This window comes from uncultured Thermosynechococcus sp., assembly GCF_937958135.1.
Classification (GTDB): domain Bacteria; phylum Cyanobacteriota; class Cyanobacteriia; order Thermosynechococcales; family Thermosynechococcaceae; genus Thermosynechococcus.
In genome coordinates this window covers 1-16,365 of the sequence record NZ_CALGOG010000094.1, presented here as the reverse complement: position 1 = coordinate 16,365, position 16,365 = coordinate 1, and the positions used below count along the sequence as shown (strand labels likewise).

At 54.2% G+C, this 16,365-nt stretch carries 15 protein-coding genes and 1 rRNA gene; 5 read left to right on the top strand and 11 right to left on the bottom strand.

Going from position 1 to position 16,365, the window contains the following annotated elements; translation table 11 throughout:
* Positions 1-141 precede the first annotated feature (141 nt).
* The 7 genes from Q0711_RS10930 to mnmA all read right to left on the bottom strand — a co-directional run bounded on the left by Q0711_RS10930 (position 142) and on the right by mnmA (position 7,068).
* Positions 142-837, bottom strand: coding sequence for a DUF3153 domain-containing protein (locus Q0711_RS10930; RefSeq protein ID WP_299042551.1), 696 nt, complete (start codon positions 835-837; stop codon positions 142-144).
* Positions 838-980: 143 nt separating this feature from the next.
* Positions 981-1,616: a peroxiredoxin gene (locus Q0711_RS10925; protein WP_298976020.1), complete on the bottom strand. Its 636-nt coding sequence runs from the start codon at positions 1,614-1,616 to the stop codon at positions 981-983.
* A 119-nt stretch (positions 1,617-1,735) separates the two neighbouring features.
* The gene (locus tag Q0711_RS10920) at positions 1,736-2,431 is read right to left on the bottom strand and encodes an N-acetylmannosamine-6-phosphate 2-epimerase (protein WP_299042548.1); all 696 of its coding nucleotides are present in this window, start codon (positions 2,429-2,431) and stop codon (positions 1,736-1,738) included.
* Positions 2,428-5,019, bottom strand: a complete 2,592-nt coding sequence (locus Q0711_RS10915; RefSeq protein ID WP_298616925.1) for a TIGR03960 family B12-binding radical SAM protein — start codon at positions 5,017-5,019, stop codon at positions 2,428-2,430. The genes Q0711_RS10920 and Q0711_RS10915 overlap by 4 nt, the downstream gene beginning before the upstream one ends.
* Before the next feature lie 24 nt (positions 5,020-5,043).
* Positions 5,044-5,709 (bottom strand): hypothetical protein, encoded by a 666-nt coding sequence (locus Q0711_RS10910; protein ID WP_298616924.1) that lies wholly within the window; start codon positions 5,707-5,709, stop codon positions 5,044-5,046.
* Positions 5,710-5,714: 5 nt separating this feature from the next.
* A complete protein-coding gene (locus tag Q0711_RS10905; RefSeq protein ID WP_298616923.1) occupies positions 5,715-5,945 on the bottom strand; it encodes a DNA-directed RNA polymerase subunit omega in 231 nt (76 codons plus the stop codon).
* A gap of 13 nt (positions 5,946-5,958) precedes the next feature.
* A complete protein-coding gene (gene mnmA / locus Q0711_RS10900) occupies positions 5,959-7,068 on the bottom strand; it encodes a tRNA 2-thiouridine(34) synthase MnmA (RefSeq protein WP_298976017.1) in 1,110 nt (369 codons plus the stop codon).
* 232 nt (positions 7,069-7,300) lie between these two features.
* On the opposite strand from mnmA, the gene Q0711_RS10895 reads away from it, so the two are divergent.
* From Q0711_RS10895 to hisD, 4 genes are all read left to right on the top strand, one after another.
* Entirely contained in the window at positions 7,301-7,585 is a 285-nt protein-coding gene (locus Q0711_RS10895) for an RNA-binding protein (RefSeq protein ID WP_149818540.1), read from the top strand.
* Positions 7,586-7,687: 102 nt separating this feature from the next.
* Complete coding sequence (ilvC, locus tag Q0711_RS10890; protein ID WP_298976013.1) at positions 7,688-8,683, top strand: ketol-acid reductoisomerase; 996 nt, start codon at positions 7,688-7,690, stop codon at positions 8,681-8,683.
* 8 nt (positions 8,684-8,691) lie between these two features.
* On the top strand, positions 8,692-9,774 hold the full coding sequence (gene ruvB, locus Q0711_RS10885) for a Holliday junction branch migration DNA helicase RuvB (protein WP_298976011.1): 1,083 nt from the start codon (positions 8,692-8,694) through the stop codon (positions 9,772-9,774).
* Between the two features lie 356 nt (positions 9,775-10,130).
* Positions 10,131-11,426 (top strand): histidinol dehydrogenase, encoded by a 1,296-nt coding sequence (gene hisD / locus Q0711_RS10880; RefSeq protein ID WP_298976009.1) that lies wholly within the window; start codon positions 10,131-10,133, stop codon positions 11,424-11,426.
* On the opposite strand, the gene Q0711_RS10875 is transcribed toward hisD, so the two are convergent.
* From Q0711_RS10875 to Q0711_RS10860, 4 genes are all read right to left on the bottom strand, one after another.
* Complete coding sequence (locus Q0711_RS10875; RefSeq protein WP_299042544.1) at positions 11,423-12,577, bottom strand: ArsA family ATPase; 1,155 nt, start codon at positions 12,575-12,577, stop codon at positions 11,423-11,425. The two genes, hisD and Q0711_RS10875, sit on opposite strands and share 4 nt — an antisense overlap.
* Positions 12,578-13,390: 813 nt before the next feature.
* Complete coding sequence (locus Q0711_RS10870; RefSeq protein ID WP_298976006.1) at positions 13,391-13,546, bottom strand: hypothetical protein; 156 nt, start codon at positions 13,544-13,546, stop codon at positions 13,391-13,393.
* A 43-nt stretch (positions 13,547-13,589) separates the two neighbouring features.
* On the bottom strand, positions 13,590-14,987 hold the full coding sequence (locus Q0711_RS10865) for an IctB family putative bicarbonate transporter (RefSeq protein ID WP_299042541.1): 1,398 nt from the start codon (positions 14,985-14,987) through the stop codon (positions 13,590-13,592).
* Positions 14,988-15,018: 31 nt separating this feature from the next.
* Positions 15,019-15,309: a hypothetical protein gene (locus Q0711_RS10860; RefSeq protein ID WP_298976002.1), complete on the bottom strand. Its 291-nt coding sequence runs from the start codon at positions 15,307-15,309 to the stop codon at positions 15,019-15,021.
* Positions 15,310-15,609: 300 nt separating this feature from the next.
* Between Q0711_RS10860 and Q0711_RS10855 the strand changes: the two genes are divergently transcribed.
* Positions 15,610-16,365: ribosomal RNA gene (locus Q0711_RS10855) — 16S ribosomal RNA — on the top strand; the annotation flags it as partial.

Genomic DNA, 16,365 nt, shown 5'->3' with positions numbered 1-16,365 from the left:
GACAAGGAGATTAATTGGATACTCAAAATAGAGGTAAACTTGCTCTGCCACCCAGAGGTTCAGGACAATCAGAGGCCCTGCTAATAAATAGGCAAGATACTGTTGCCAGCTCTCCGGAGGGCGAGGCCATTTCATGGAAATCTAGGTTGAACGACTCCTAGGCAGGCGAGTGTATAACCAATTGCCCAGCACCAGCAAGCCCACAATTGCCAGTGTGCCCCAGCCTAAGGGACTCGGATACCAGTAGGCCGCCTCAAGGTGATTGAGATACCCCGGCACTAGTGTCCAAGTCAGGCGATCGCTTCCCCGCTGAAGACGAGGGTTGACCACCATATCACTCGTGGTGGCTGGGCGCTCAATGGGCCGTGCCCCCCAAGGGGTCTCTAGGGCAAGTTGAAAATTCAGGAGCGACTGTGGGGCCACGAGAACAGCTTGATCACGGGACTCAATACCCAACGGCCGCAGATCAATGTCATAGCGAAAGCGCTCCCGCACAAAGAGCAAAAAGTTCTGGTCTAAAATATCCGCTTTGGCAGTGACTTGGGGGAGATAGGGCACACCACCAATATGGTTGAGAACCGTAGCCAATTGCTGGCTCGTGTCAAAGGGAATGATCACCTGCAGATGGGTTTTGTCCCGCTCCTTAACTGCTCCCCCCAAACGACGCACCCGTTGGATTACTTGTTCTGTAAAAGGCAGATCGGGCTGAGGCAGTGTCAGCGTGTAGGTCAGACTCCCCCCGGTTTGTCCTTGATGCTGAATGACCACATCTGCCTGAACGCACCCACTCAAACACACGATCAGGGGTATCAACAGCCAAACGATCCAACGCTGCATGCCGCCTCTATTCCTTTCCTTGGTTTTGCTGTGCAAGATTATCCTATCTTGGCATGCCGCCAAGGCACAAAAAAACACCCCGAAGGGTTCAGGGCGTTGCTATTGCTTTATTCCTTGTTGTCTGAGCTTGTCGAATCTGGGGATTATTTGTTGGGTTGAGGCGTCAAGCGCAGATAGGGCTTAACGGCATTGAAGCCTTTGGGAAACTTCTGCTTGGCCTCTTCATCACTGAGGGAAGGCACAATCACACAGTCTTGCCCATCTTGCCAGTTGACGGGCGTAGCCACACTGTAGTTGTCCGTCAGTTGCAGCGAATCAATCACCCGCAGAATCTCGGCAAAGTTCCGCCCCGTGCTGGCGGGATAGGTCAGGGTCAAGCGCAGGCGTTTTTGGGGATCAATGATAAAGACCGTGCGTACTGTCAGATTGTTGAGGGAGTTGGGGTGGATCATGTCGTAGAGCGTGGAGACTTTTCTATCTTCGTCTGCCAGAATCGGGTAGTCCACCTTGACGTTATTCACCTCTTCAATATCCTTGATCCACCCCAAGTGGGACTCCACACTGTCCACACTCAGGGCCAATACTTTGACATTCCGTTTCTCAAATTCGGACTTGAGGCGGGCAACCTCCCCTAACTCGGTAGTGCACACGGGAGTATAGTCTGCAGGGTGGGAAAATAAAACAACCCAGCTATCTCCTGCCCACTCGTAGAAGTTAATCTCCCCCATCGAGGAGGCTTGGGTAAAGTTGGGTACGACATCCCCAAGTTTTAGGCTCATAGGTGGTGGCTCCTAGGCTAACGATGGATCTTTAGCTACGACTTCTATCTTGCCACAAACTCTCGTTTATCGGTCGGAATATAGAGGAAAATATACAAACCGATAGAATTGGATAGGAGTTAGGGTTGAAAATCGTGCTTTGTATTTGTCTTCAGGGTTTGGACATAGTGCTGCACCTTGAGGTCAATACCTGTAATATCGGTGCCCACCACCACTGCCCAAGCGCCCAGATTTAGGGCTTTTGCCGCCATTGTTGGACTGGCAATCCCCCCTTCACAGAGAATGGGGACATTAAGATGTTCGACAAGCTGACTCAGGAGCAGCCAACTGGGGGGTGGGGTGTGCGCTGTGGTTTCGGTGTAGCCAAAGAGGGTTGTGCCCACCCAATCGGCACCCGCAACAACGGCAGCTTTAGCACTTTCTAGGGAGTCAATATCGGCCATGACGGGCTTGCCCAGTTCATCGTGAATTCGCCGAATCAAGTCCTGTAGAGGTTCAGGGCGCGATCGCGCGGTGGCATCGAGGGCAATGACATCGGCACCTGCCACTGCAACGGCTGCTGCATCGCTAAAGCGAGGCGTAATGTACACGGGATAGTCTGGCAACTCCTGTTTCCAGAGGCCAATGATAGGCACATTTACCGCTTGGCGCACTGCTTGAATGTGGGCTGGCGTATTGATGCGGACTGCCACTGCCCCTCGCAAAACCGCTGCCTTGGCCATGGCGGCAATGATTTCTGGGGCAGCCAAGGGGGAATCTGGCGGAGCTTGACAGGAGACAATCAGACCGCTGCGAATTTGCGTTGTTAAGTTCATGGTGTTTCAAGGTGCAATTTCTGACGGGCGATCGCCCCCAATTCTAAGGACAGACCACTCACCTTCTCTAATAAGTAAAGGAAATGCTCCGGCCGCAGAAATGTGCCGTCATTGCGACAGACGCCGGTGTAGATCACGCTCACCGTCGGCCAGTGGTCTTGGCGCTCATTCAAGTGACTCTCCAGCAGGCGATCGCGCAAATTCACCACCTGGGTTTTACCTGACTTCGTAGTTAGCTCATAGAGGATTTCAGGCGTAGCTCGCAAGGTCTCTAACCAGAGTTCCCAACGCTCCCGCTCCACGGATTGAGGAGCATGGATAAGTAGCTCATAGGTGGCCGCCCGCAGGGCTTCGCTGGCAGCGGGTTCCGTCAGGGGCACCACCTCACAGGTGTAGAGGGGGATTTCTGCGGGCAGTTGTTGCCGCAATGCCTCTAACACCGTTTGCGGATCCACCTCGCGGTAAAACTCCAAGTCCACAATTTCGCCATAACTGGTCACCCCAAGGGGCAAGGCGCTGGCCGTGGAAATGCGCGGCGAAGGATGAAAGCCGCCTGTAAAGGCAATGGGCAACTGGGCACGGCGCACCGCCCGTTCAAAGAGGCGCAGTAAATCCAAATGGCTTAGGAGGGTCATTTCCCCTGTTTTGCCAAAGGTGAGACGCAGACGCTGCACGCGCTCTTGAGGAGGATGGGGCAGACCTTGAATGGGGGGAATCGGTGGCGGCGGCACGACCACATTGTGGCCAAAGTCAATGCCACACACCCCACAGTGGGAGCACCCCTCAAAGGAACAATCAGGCACCACCACAGCTTCTAAGGCGCGGCGTAAGTCTTCCTTCAGCCATGCTTTACTAATGCCCGTATCAATGTGATCCCAGGGCAGGGGGGCATCCAGGTTGTAGCTGTTGCCACTGAAGACATCCCACTCGCCGGCTTCCAGTTGGCGATATTTCCAGTCCAGACCAGCCTCTTGAATTGCTTGAGTCCAAGCGGCATAGGCGCGATCTAGACTTTCCCACCAGGAATCCTCCCGTGCTCCTAATTCCCAAGCGCGGCGGATCACTGGCCCCAGTTGGCGATCGCCCCGACCGACAAAGTCCTCCATAGCGGAGATGCGCACATCGGTAAAGTTGGCCTTCAACCCCTTAATGGTGCGGAATTCGGCCTTGAGCAACTCCTGTTTGCGCAAAAACTCCGCGGTGGACACCGCATGCCACTGGAAGGGGGTATGGGGCTTGGGAGTAAAGTTGGAAATGGTCAGATTAAAGCTCAGGGGTTTGCGGCCTTTGATCCAGCATTCGCGCTTCAGCCAACGGATTGTTTCCGCTATTCCCAAGACATCCGCATCCGTTTCCCCCGGCAGGCCGATCATAAAGTAGAGCTTAATTTTATCCCAGCCCTGCTCGTAGGCGGTTTTGATGCCCCGTAGCAATTCCTCATTGGTCAGCCCTTTGTTGATAATGTCCCGCAGCCGCTGGGTGCCGGCCTCCGGCGCAAAGGTGAGTCCCCCCTGGCGAGTGCCGCCAACAATGTGGGCAATGTTCTCATCAAAGCGATCCACCCGCTGGCTAGGGAGTGAAAGGGAAATGTTCTCGTTTTGCAGGCGGTTTTTAATTTCCACGCCCACTGCCGGCAAGGCCAAATAGTCTGAGCAACTCAAGGAAAGCAGCGAAAACTCGTTATAGCCCGTGGCGCGCATGCCGGTTTCAATTGCGGCAATCACTTCCTCAGGGGCAACATCGCGGGCAGGTCGAGTGAGCATACCGGGTTGGCAAAACCGACAGCCACGGGTACAACCGCGGCGAATTTCCACCGTCAGGCGATCGTGCACCGTTGCCACATAGGGCACCAAGCCAATGGCGTAGTGGGGCATGGGGGTGGCCACCCGCCGCAAAATCCGCTCCGGCACATCGGGACGGTTGGGTTTGACGATGCCATCAGGCTGGCGATCGTAAAACTGGGGCACATAGACCCCCGGCACCTGGGCCAAATCCAGCAGCAACGCCTGCCGACTCAACCCCGCCCGTTTGCCTTCAGCCACCACAAGACCGATTTCGGGCAAGAGTTCCTCGCCATCGCCAAGGGCAAAAAAGTCAAAGAAATCGGCATAGGGTTCTGGATTGGAGGTGGCCGTTTGTCCACCCGCAAAAATGAGGGGAATCTCCTCTAGGGAAGCCTGTTGTCGCTCCTGCCACGTTAAGGGCAAGCAGGCCAAGTTCAGCATTTCCAGAATGTTGGTGGCGCCCAACTCATAGCTGAGGCTAAAGCCCACAAGGTCGAATTCCTGAAGGGGACGGCGGGATTCCACCGCAAAGAGGGGGGTTTGGGTGGCTCGCAATTTAGCGGCTAAATCCGCCGCCGGTAGGTAGGCGCGATCGCACAGTTGATCGGGGAGAGTATTCAGAATGTTGTAGAGGATAATGTGTCCCAAATTTGAAGCGCCCACTTCATAGACTTCGGGATAGCTGAGTACCCAGCGCACCGTTGCAGCTTCCCATGGTTTGTGAATCGCACCTCGTTCATTCCCCAAATAGCGAGCAGGTTTGAGGATCTCAGGGGTGATTAGCTCAGTAATCGGAACAGCCATGAGTTATTTACCCAATTGCAAAATCTAGGGCAGTAAAAAGCGAGATTCCCCCGTGGGCAGCGGGCGTGGGGGGGCAGGGGGCACCAAAAGACCAGCACTGCCGGGCTGGGGAACAGCGGGGAGAACGGTTGGGGGGCTGGGTGTCGGTTCTGGCAGTGTTAGCTGGGGTGGGGTAGTGGGTAACCCCGCCTGTTGTGCGTAGAAGGCGGCTAGGGTGCTCACCAAGGCATCCCGTTGTTGACGATTGAGCTGGCGAATGGCAGCAATATCCCCTTCCATTGGGTTGACCGTGAGGTAGGAACCTCCCGGATAGGTGTCTCTCCGCAGGAATTCATTCAGCCCCAAATAGTCGGCAAGGGAAATTTTCCAGTCAAAGCGGTAGAGGGGCGATCGCCCTTTGACCGTGGTGTGATAGACAATAAATCGCTCTAAGAGCGTACTCTCCGGCGCAGGCTGCCGGTTCTCTTGGCGGATATAGTGATTTTCCTTCGGCAAACCGGGCAATTTGGGATAGAGGGCTGCCGCCACCAAGCGGGGGTTAATGAGAATTTGGCCAGGGGCAGCGGGCAAGTTGGGGTCAGATTGCGATCGCCCCCCGCTCCAAGCACTGCTCAGGGGTAGCCACAGAAGTGCCAGTAAGCACCCCCACATCACCCAGCCCAAGAAAGTCCAGCCCCGTCGTCTCCCCATGGCTCCTAATCTGCCAGTAACTCCGGTTGAGCAATTTCATCGGACATTTCGATAATGGCACGGGTCACCGGCTTCAGGGGGAGATCGTCGAGATCTTCACTGACCTCTAGCGCCCGCCGCTGCTTAGCCCGGTTGGCAATTTGTACCGTAATCCGATAGCGATTGGCGGAGTGCTTGATTAATTCTTCCGCCCGACGGTTAATTTCTAAGGAAGAGTAATGAAGGCGCTTTTGCATCGTCGGTCTTTCCTTAAACGTGGGTGGCCATTGCTTCTTGGGGTTGGGGCGCTGGTGTCACAAAAGGCTGAATAATTCCGCCCCCCAACAGGCGATCGCCTGCATACCACACTGCCGCCTGTCCCGGCGTTACCCCAAATTGCGGTTCAGTAAACTCCAATTTTACCTGCTCGGCGTTGGCATCGGGAATGATAGTCACGGGCACAGGGGGAGTGCGATAGCGAATTTGTACCGTCGCCGTTATGGGTTCCCTAGGGGGAGGAATCGAGACCCAGTTCACCCGTGCCACTGTACACTCGCGACGGCCAGCGGTGGCGCGATCGCCAACAATAACGCGATTGTGTTCCCGATCCAAGGCCACGACGTAGAGGGGTTCGGGTGCCGCAATCCCTAAGCCCTTGCGCTGGCCAATGGTGTAGTGGTGAATCCCCTGATGGTACCCCAGCACCCGCCCATGCACATCCACAATCTCTCCCCGCTGGTTGGGCAAATACTGTTCAAGAAATTGGCGCATGGAGCCATGGGCTTCAATCAGACATAGATCTTGGCTTTCCGGTTTACTGGCTGTGTGCAGGCCATACTGCGCTGCCAAGGCACGGGTCTCGGCCTTGGTTTGCTGCCCAAGGGGAAAAAGCACATGGGCGAGAATCTCTTGGGGCAGGTCGTAGAGAAAGTAGCTTTGATCCTTATGACGATCCACCGCCCGCCACAATTCATAGCGATCGCTGGTGGGATTGTATTTCACTTGGGCATAGTGACCCGTGGCAATGTAGTCAATCCCCAGTTGCTCACGGCTATAGGCCAGCATTGGCCCAAACTTCACCAAGCGGTTGCACTGGGAACAAGGTAGCGGTGTCACCCCACTGGCATAGCCCCTGACCAGATAGTTCACAATGTATTTCTCGAAAATTTCGCGGCTATCCACAATGTGGTGAGGTACTCCCAGCTCCTCACAGAGGCGCGCCGCATCCACCAGTCCCTCAGAGCAGCACTGTCCCTTCCCCTTCATCAGCCATAGGGTCAGACCCACAACAGGGTACCCTTGCGCTTTCAGGCTGGCAATGGCAACGGAGCTATCAACACCGCCGGAAAGACCCACAACAACTGCCGGTAAATCGGACATTGTTAAGATTCACAAAAAATCCACCTCTTTTAGGGTAGCATCCCTACTTTCACAACACAGGCTCCGACAATCGGCTATAATCGAGAGACAACGTTGGCGAGTAATCGCCGCTTGAGTTTTAAGTAGAGCGATTCTTGAGTTCGGTTTTAGGGAAGGTTGGTTACAGAACAGTCGTCTCTCCGAAGTCAACGCCAACACATGGTTCAATTTTTGCTTTGGAGCAGATGAGATTATGTCTATTTATGTCGGCAACCTTTCCTACACGGCCACCCAAGAAGACCTAGAGGCCGTTTTTGCCGAGTACGGTTCCGTCAAACAGGTCTATTTACCGGTGGATCGGGAAACAGGCCGTAAGCGGGGCTTTGGTTTTGTGGAAATGTCCACGGATGCTGAAGAAGAAGCGGCGATCGCCGATCTCGACGGAGCCGAGTGGATGGGACGCCAACTCAAGGTCAACAAAGCACGCCCCCGTGAAGCCATGGGCGGTGGCAACAATCGCTATTCCCGTAACCGTTAACTCCCTAAACTAGCCCTCTAGGAGGTGCTCGATCGGCTCTGCCTATGTGGTAGAGAGATAATAACAACCTGCTGAATGCAATTGGAAAGGAACATCATGCCTATGGCGCGCATGTATTACGACGCAGATGCCCAGCTAGAACTCCTCAAAGATAAAACGATCGCCATTATCGGCTACGGCTCCCAAGGCCATGCCCATGCCCTCAACTTGCGGGATAGCGGTCTGAATGTTGTGGTGGGTCTCTATGCCGGCAGTCGTTCTGCAGAGCGCGCCCGTGGCGATGGTCTAGCGGTGTACCCCGTAGCTGAAGCTGCGAAAATGGCCGACTGGATCATGATTCTTTTGCCCGATGAAGTTCAGCGGGTTGTTTATGAGCAGGAGATCGCCCCCCACCTGCAAGCGGGGAATGTTCTCTCCTTTGCCCACGGCTTTAACATTCACTACGGCCAGATCGTGCCCCCCGACAATGTGGATGTGGTGATGGTGGCTCCCAAAGGTCCCGGTCACCTTGTTCGCCGCACCTATGCCCAAGGGGAAGGGGTACCCTGCCTGTTTGCCGTCTATCAAAATACCAGTGGGCAGGCCCGTGATTTAGCCATGGCCTATGCCAAGGGAATTGGGGGCACCCGCGCCGGGATTCTGGAAACCACCTTCCGCGAGGAAACCGAGACCGATCTCTTTGGGGAGCAGGTGGTGCTCTGTGGCGGTCTCAGTGCTCTGATCAAAGCCGGCTTTGAAACGTTGGTAGAGGCCGGTTATCAGCCAGAGCTAGCCTATTTTGAGTGTCTCCATGAAGTGAAGCTCATAGTGGACTTAATTGTTGAGGGCGGGCTTGCCAAAATGCGGGACAGCATCTCCAACACCGCAGAATATGGCGACCTCACCCGTGGCCCACGCATTATTACCGATGAAACCCGCGCTGAAATGCGCAAAATTCTCCACGAAATTCAAACGGGTCAATTTGCCCGTGAGTTTGTGCTGGAAAACATGGCCGGTAAACCGGGCTTTACCGCCATGCGGCGACGGGAGGCAGAACACCCCATTGAACAGGTGGGTCAAGAACTGCGCTCCATGTTTAGCTGGTTAAAACGGGCTTAAGTGCACCAATGGCGATTATTTCGTCGCAAAATTCATCGCCGCAGCGATCGCACTCCCCTTCTTTGCTCTCTCATCAACCCACCCCAGAAGAACAGCGCTCGCCGGTTGAGGAGTCCCTACGTCCCCGCTCTTTGCGGGAATACATTGGTCAGCAGGAACTAAAGGATGTGCTGCACATTGCCATCGAAGCAGCAAAAGCACGCCAAGAACCCCTTGATCACCTGCTGCTTTATGGCCCGCCGGGCTTAGGGAAAACCACCGTTGCCTTAGTCTTGGCGGCTGAAATGGGGGTCAACTGCAAAGTGACCAGTGCTCCAGCTCTGGAACGTCCCCGCGATATTGTGGGTCTGCTGGTGAACCTGCAGGAGGGGGATATTCTTTTTATTGATGAGATTCACCGCCTCTCCCGCATGACCGAGGAACTCCTCTATCCGGCAATGGAGGATTTTTACCTTGATCTGACGGTGGGCAAACAGCAAACAGCGCGCACGCGCCGACTGAAGTTAAATCCCTTTACCTTGGTGGGGGCAACTACCCGTGCCGGAGCCTTGACCTCGCCTTTGCGCGATCGCTTTGGTTTGGTGCAGCGGCTGCGTTTTTATCATCCCGAAGAACTACAGCAGATTGTTCAGCGGGGCGCTGCTCTCCTACAAACGCCGATTACCCCCGAAGCCGCACTGGAAATTGGCCGGCGCAGTCGCGGTACCCCCCGCATTGCCCTGCGGCTCCTGAAGCGGGTACGGGATTATGCCGATGTAAAGCACGATGGCGCGATTAACCTAGAGGTAGCCACCGCTGCCCTTGAACTGTTCAATGTGGATCCAGCAGGGTTAGATTGGAGCGATCGCCGGCTCCTGAGTCTGATGATTGAATCCTACCAAGGGGGACCTGTGGGGATTGAAACCCTTGCCGCCGCCACGGGCGAGGATGTGCAAACCATTGAGGAGGTCTATGAACCCTACCTTCTCCAGATGGGCTATCTACAACGGACGCCCCGAGGTCGAGTCGCCACTCCCCGCGCTTGGCAACATCTAGGCTATATGCCACCGGAAAACCAGTTGCCATTGTTATCCAATCCCTGTGACCCTTGATCTTCAGCTCCGATCCCTAAATAAAATCGCTACTCAATTGATGGCAGGGGACTTCGACAATTTAGCTTGGGAGCAAACAGGCGATCGCCGGCCAGCAAGCTATTGAATGGGACTCTGGGAGCGTCTCCTCAATTCCCGAAACTCCCGAATTTAGCCTCAAACAACTGCTGATAAGAATTGGCTCCCTATTTTACTCCGAAGGATAAGTACGGCGAATCCTGATCTTGCCCTAGGCCCTCGTTGTTGGCCGGCCTCAGCCCGCCCCGGTAATTGGAAAATCGCTGTAAGCTATTGATAGGGTTGATTAAGGTTTTTTAACCTTTACCCGCCTCTCTGCCTCGCCTACGTGAACGACCATGTTGCGGATCATCACCCAGTTAACAGACCTACGCGCTGAACTACGCCGCATTTGCAATCGCACCGATAGCGGGGAGATGAGCGAAAAACAAGCTACGGTTGAGGCAATTTTGCGCCGTGTAGCCAAGGAAGGCGATCGCGCCCTGATTGAGTACACCGCCCAGTTTGATCACATTGACCTTACCCCCGAAACACTACGAGTGAAGGGGGATGAATTGGATGCCGCTTACCAACAGGTGTCCAAAGAACTCCTCGATGCCATTCGCCTTGCCAAGCAACAGATTGAAGCCTTCCACCGCCAGCGCGTGCCCAAAAGTTGGGTGCAATTTGGGGAGGATGGCATTGTCCTAGGCAAACGCTACACTGCTGTCGATGCTGCCGGACTTTATGTGCCGGGGGGACGGGCTGCCTATCCGAGTACGGTTTTAATGAATGCGATTCCGGCGCAGGTGGCTGGTGTCAAACGAATTGTCATGGTGACTCCCCCTGGTCAAGGCAAGGGCATTAATCCTGCCGTTCTCGTCGCTGCCCAAGAAGCCGGCATCCAAGAGATTTATCGCGTTGGTGGTGCCCAAGCAATTGCCGCCCTTGCCTATGGCACAGAAACGATTCCCCGCGTAGATGTGATTACAGGGCCGGGAAACCTCTATGTGATGCTAGCCAAGAAACAGGTTTATGGCCGTGTTGGCATTGACTCCCTTGCAGGTCCTTCAGAAGTGCTAATCATTGCCGATGAAGCTGCCCAACCAATTCACATTGCGGCTGATTTACTGGCTCAAGCGGAACATGATCCTCTGGCAGCCGCAATTTTGCTGACGCCCAGTCTGCCCCTTGCTAAGGCGGTGGTCGCTGCTGTGGAGGCACAATTGGCCAACCATCCTCGCCGCGTTCTCACAGAGAAGGCGATCGCCCACTACGGCTTGATTGGCATTGTCGAGAGCTTAGAACAAGCAGTTGAGCTGTCTAATAGCTTTGCCCCAGAGCATTTGGAACTGGCAGTCGAAGACCCTTGGTGCCTTGTGGAGCAAGTGCGCCATGCCGGTGCTATTTTCCTCGGCTATTCCACCCCTGAAGCGGTTGGTGACTATCTAGCAGGTCCCAATCACACGCTGCCCACCTCTGGTGCTGCCCGTTATGCTTCTGCCTTAGGCGTAGAAACGTTCTTAAAGCACTCCAGCATTATCCAATACACCCCTACCGCCTTGCGCAAACAGGGGGCAGCCGTTATGACCCTTGCTGAGACAGAGGGCCTGATTTCCCACCGCGACTCCGTGCGTCTGCGCCTTGAGCCTTAGAAACTGACGATCAGGTAGGGGGCTTCAAATTTACCCGCGCGCACGGGTTTACCCTTGAGACTGGGGGGCAGTTCAATGTGGCGCCGCTGGTCACCGGCTTCCACTGTCAGTTCTCCGCTAAACTCGCTGAGTTTCACCTGCTCTTTGCGAAACCCCGGCAGGAAAATCCGCACCTGTTGTTGAACTTCGTCAAATTTATAGGGAGCGGGTGCTGCTCCTATCTGGTTTAAGTTGGGAAGATGGGAAACAAGGGCTTGCCAGTCGCTCCAGTCTTTAGGGAGAGCTGAGACGCGTAAAGGCGCGAATGTGCTGCTCACCTCTGGGGTCGGTTTGCCAAGACAAAAAACCTCAGAAATGGGAACATTCACCTGTTGGGCACTACCCCATAGCCATTGGGTCTGAGCGATTGAGATTGCTGTGCCATCCGTTACGAGAAATACCGATAGGCGCTTAGGATCGGCGGCAATCCTTACTCCACGATCAATCCACTCTTTGGCTTCACTGAAACGCTCCTGCACTTTTTGGATATCAATATTGGCTGCCATCATTGCACTGGCGATCGGTCCACCAATAGCATTGGCGATCGCGTTGAGATCTAGTTGATCCAGCAAACGCTGAAAGCGACGATAGTACCACGCCAACCCTTGGGGCAATCCAATCAGCCGTAATGTCTCTTGACTGTTCCCACCTGCATAGACAATCACATCGTACTCGCCGCTGCTGTAGTGAACCCGCAGGGCATTCAACGTCAGCAAGGTATCCATCCCCGGCAAAATCACCAATTCCCCCGCATAAACCTTACCCACTAACTCTTGGGGCAAATAAGGCTCCACTAAACGGCTGAGTTCTTGCCATACAGTGTTGACACTTTCAGTGGCCAGCAGTTCTGCGATCGCCAGTCGCTCCGACAAAAATTTTGGTTGCCAGCCGATAGACTCCTCTTGATAACCAACGAGAAACCGCAGTGATGTCGCGGGACTGGGAACCGTTAGTAGCGTTCGTTGCTGCCGCTCGGCAAACCACTGGGCAATAGCCAGACCAAGCGCCGTTTGTTGTTCTGCTGTTGCTCCTAAGAGGGTAACAATGCGTGTCATGGCAAGTTTGAGGACAATAGTTGCTTGGACTATCCTATCGGCAAACGGCGGCGCCAAGGTTTCCTAGGCAAGCCCTCATAAAATCGCCTCTGTGGGCAGCTCAACCTGTTCAACGATAAAACCTACCCACTAGGACGATCGCCCGCCTTCCAGAGGCTTCTAGACCATTCTCAGGCCAAAAAAATTTTTGCGCGGCGCGAATAGATCTCCATTAGGAGGACTTGAACCTCAACAGAGACCTTTTTTGGAGTTTTCCCCAAATTCCCCAAGGTTTTCCCCAGCTTTTTCCAAAACTTCGATCCTTTTGCCATCTCAACTCTGCATTTCAATCTGCTCTGAATCACCTTGCAATTCTGTATTCCAGCACTCCTAAGCCATATTTCCTTAGGTTTCGAGTCGGTTTTAACCTAAGTCTAGGTTCCCAAAGTTCACATCCTCTATTTTTCTCTGGCAGGATTTTATTCCTATTGGATCTTGAAGATCTACTACTACTGCTACTTATATATATCTTACTTATAGTAGTAGTAGGCGCTGTGGAAATGTGGAAAACTTTTCAAAAATCCGCTCCTAGAGCACGTTTGAGCTGCTTCTCACCTGTGGAAAACTTGTGGAAAAAGTAGGGGGTTTTTCCACAGGCTATTATCCAGTTGGAAAAAGAATAAAAAGTTTTCCACAGTTTTCCAGAGTTTTTCCGGGGTTTTCCACAGGTTTTCCCCAGAGTTTTCCACAGGGGTTTTGGAGTTTTCCACAGGATAAGGGAGTGGATCTCCGTATTTTTACGATTCCCTCTGCCGGCGATCGCCCCGACACTGGAGAGAAGAGATTTTGTCAACCAATACGAAAGTTTCGGTGGATTCCCTGATGTTTTCCTTAGAGTGCCCCAGCAGCAGTCTTGAGCAAGTCATTGGCCACCTTTCCCCTGTTGAGCAGATTCGAGTCCTGATGCACCACCCCTACTTCACTGGTCGTTGTCCGGTTTGCCGTCAACCCATCCACCATTCCCAACTCAAAATGGGGCAGTGCCATTGCTCCCATTGTGGCTGGCACGATCGCGCCGGCAATCTTAGCTCTATACCTCCGATTCAGAGTCAAGACCGTTAGGGGTTGTATTCTCTGCCCCGTGGGTCATTGGTGCAAAACTAGCAACGATTGCCACCATCAGCCACCAGAGGGTAGCCACCTCGGGGCGAAACCAAATGGTATCCACCAGCCCGTGGGTTAACATTCCCACCATTGTTGCCACTGTTCCTATCAACCAGAATCCTTGAGGATTCCCTGTTTCCCTTAATTCCCGCAAACAACGCCACGCGCGATCGCCGAGCACCGCCAACAGCCAGAGAAAAACGCCAAAGCCAATCACACCCACTTCCACCAAGATTTCCAGGAAGATGGAATAGGCACTCAACGCCGTAAAGCGCACGCTCACCTGGTACAGCGGGTAAATCTGGTTAAAGGCCACATTCCCCGGTCCAATCCCTAACCAAGGCCGTGCCCAAATCATCTGCTGCACTGCCATCCAAACATTAATCCGAAAATTATTGCTACTGTCACCTCGTGCAACGAAAATACTTGCTGCTCGCTCCCGTAGCGCCGGTACACTGACAACCGCGCCAATGCAAAGGGCGATCGCCAACCCCCCCACAGTCGGCACCCCCCAACGACGCCATTTCAGGGGTAACATTGGCCAAAACCAAACCCCCAGCAACACAACCCCGGTGATCGTTGCTGCAACCAACCCCAGCCAGCCGCCCCGGCTAAACGTCAAAATTAGGCTTGCTGTATTCATCCCCAGCATCACCATCGCCAACAGCTTGGGCAGCCAACCTCGCCACACCGCGATCGCTGCTGCACTCAGTGGCACACTGGGCAACAAATAACCCGCCAATAAATTCGGGTTGCCCAAAAAGCTGTAAACCCGTGTCACAGTTGCCAAGGCCGACTCTGGATCTGTCCACGTCGCCAATGGCTCCGCTCCAAAAATCCACTGCCGTACGCCCTCCACACTCACCATCAACGCCGTCAGCAGATAGACCGTCAGTAAGCGCGATCGCCACCGCTCATTGCGCATTACCCGCTCCGCCAACGCAAAGAACAGCAGGTACAACATCAACTTCGACAACCCCACCATCGCCGCCCGAGGAACCGGGGACAACACCGTTGCCAACAGCGCAATCCCCCAATACAAGAGCACCAACAAATGTACCCCCGACCAGCGGCCTTCCCGTTCTCCCGCCAGCGTCCACAGTAGCCAAAACCCACCCCCTGCCGCCAGCAGCATCCCAATCATCGCCGACGGCATCAACGGCGCCAGTACCAGCACCAAGCCGACTAGCAGCGCCGCAAAATGTGGGAACCATCGCCCTAGCCAACTCTTCTCCTGCCACCCTTGGAGCAAGCCCAAAAGTCGCCCCACCCCACTGTGGCTTCGCCACCCTTCTGCATCCAACCGCCGCAGCAGCACATCCATGACACTATCCCTTAAGCACACGTATCGTCGATCAGCTTACGCCCAAGCACCGTTGCTGAAAATCCTGCCAAGGAATTCCCCGCTCCAAATACACCGGCGCACTAGGAGTGTAGGGACTGCGTAGCCGATCCACCGCCACAATCACCGCCTCCTCTGGCAAAAGGGGAACATCCGCATCCATCGCCGTTGCCCCCGTCAACGAGGACGACACCCCCTTAAAAATCAACACCACCTCCTCTAGCTCCCCCACCCGTGCCTCCACCAGCAACACCTCCTGCGGATGGGCACGACTATAGGTCTCTAGGAGCGCCAACGGTGACATGTTCATCCTCCTAAAATGAAAATCCGAAAAATTCTTAGGCTCAAAAGCCGCTTGTAGAGAGCGTTTCAGCCAAATCCAGAAAAAAATCCGAAAAAAATCTCGAAAAAGGGGTTGACACGCCTATGTAGACTTGTTAGATTGATAAAGCACTCGATGAGGCGTGCAGCCGAAGCGAGTCCCGAACCTAGACAAATCAACGTTTGAAAGCCAAAGCGTTAACCCTCGTCAAAGTACTCAAGTAAGTACATTTTCGGTGTAGGTTACACCTACTAGAGCAAAAAGTCAAATTCTCTATTTTTCAAAATGGAGAGTTTGATCCTGGCTCAGGATGAACGCTGGCGGTCTGCTTAACACATGCAAGTCGAACGAGCACTTCGGTGCTAGTGGCGGACGGGTGAGTAACACGTGAGAATCTACCCCTAGGAGGGGGATAACGGCTGGAAACGGCCGCTAATACCCCATATGCCGCAAGGTGAAATCTTTTTTGGCCTGGGGATGAGCTCGCGGTGGATTAGCTAGTTGGTGGGGTAATGGCCTACCAAGGCGACGATCCATAGCTGGTCTGAGAGGATGATCAGCCACACTGGGACTGAGACACGGCCCAGACTCCTACGGGAGGCAGCAGTGGGGAATTTTCCGCAATGGGCGAAAGCCTGACGGAGCAAGACCGCGTGAGGGATGAAGGCCTTTGGGTTGTAAACCTCTTTTCTCAGGGAAGAACACAATGACGGTACCTGAGGAATAAGCCTCGGCTAACTCCGTGCCAGCAGCCGCGGTAAGACGGAGGAGGCAAGCGTTATCCGGAATTATTGGGCGTAAAGCGTCCGCAGGTGGCTTTCCAAGTCTGCCGTCAAAGCCCGAGGCTTAACCTCGGATCGGCGGTGGAAACTGGATCGCTAGAGTGCGTCAGGGGTAGGGGGAATTCCCGGTGTAGCGGTGAAATGCGTAGATATCGGGAAGAACACCAGTGACGAAAGTGCCCTACTGGGACGCTACTGACACTCATGGACGAAAGCTAGGGGAGCGAAAGGGATTAGATACCCCTGTAGTCCTAGC

Bases quoted from the DNA above. Each gene is read 5' to 3' on its own strand.
- Q0711_RS10860 (WP_298976002.1), bottom strand. From the start codon at position 15,309: ATGTCACCGTTGGCGCTCCTAGAGACCTATAGTCGTGCCCATCCGCAG.
- Q0711_RS10905 (WP_298616923.1), bottom strand. From the start codon at position 5,945: ATGCAAAAGCGCCTTCATTACTCTTCCTTAGAAATTAACCGTCGGGCG.
- Q0711_RS10895 (WP_149818540.1), top strand. From the start codon at position 7,301: ATGTCTATTTATGTCGGCAACCTTTCCTACACGGCCACCCAAGAAGAC.
- ilvC (WP_298976013.1), top strand. From the start codon at position 7,688: ATGGCGCGCATGTATTACGACGCAGATGCCCAGCTAGAACTCCTCAAA.
- Q0711_RS10920 (WP_299042548.1), bottom strand. From the start codon at position 2,431: ATGAACTTAACAACGCAAATTCGCAGCGGTCTGATTGTCTCCTGTCAA.
- Q0711_RS10925 (WP_298976020.1), bottom strand. From the start codon at position 1,616: ATGAGCCTAAAACTTGGGGATGTCGTACCCAACTTTACCCAAGCCTCC.
- ruvB (WP_298976011.1), top strand. From the start codon at position 8,692: ATGGCGATTATTTCGTCGCAAAATTCATCGCCGCAGCGATCGCACTCC.
- Q0711_RS10865 (WP_299042541.1), bottom strand. From the start codon at position 14,987: ATGGATGTGCTGCTGCGGCGGTTGGATGCAGAAGGGTGGCGAAGCCAC.
- Q0711_RS10870 (WP_298976006.1), bottom strand. From the start codon at position 13,546: ATGGCACTGCCCCATTTTGAGTTGGGAATGGTGGATGGGTTGACGGCA.
- Q0711_RS10915 (WP_298616925.1), bottom strand. From the start codon at position 5,019: ATGGCTGTTCCGATTACTGAGCTAATCACCCCTGAGATCCTCAAACCT.
- hisD (WP_298976009.1), top strand. From the start codon at position 10,131: ATGTTGCGGATCATCACCCAGTTAACAGACCTACGCGCTGAACTACGC.
- Q0711_RS10910 (WP_298616924.1), bottom strand. From the start codon at position 5,709: ATGGGGAGACGACGGGGCTGGACTTTCTTGGGCTGGGTGATGTGGGGG.
- Q0711_RS10930 (WP_299042551.1), bottom strand. From the start codon at position 837: ATGCAGCGTTGGATCGTTTGGCTGTTGATACCCCTGATCGTGTGTTTG.
- mnmA (WP_298976017.1), bottom strand. From the start codon at position 7,068: ATGTCCGATTTACCGGCAGTTGTTGTGGGTCTTTCCGGCGGTGTTGAT.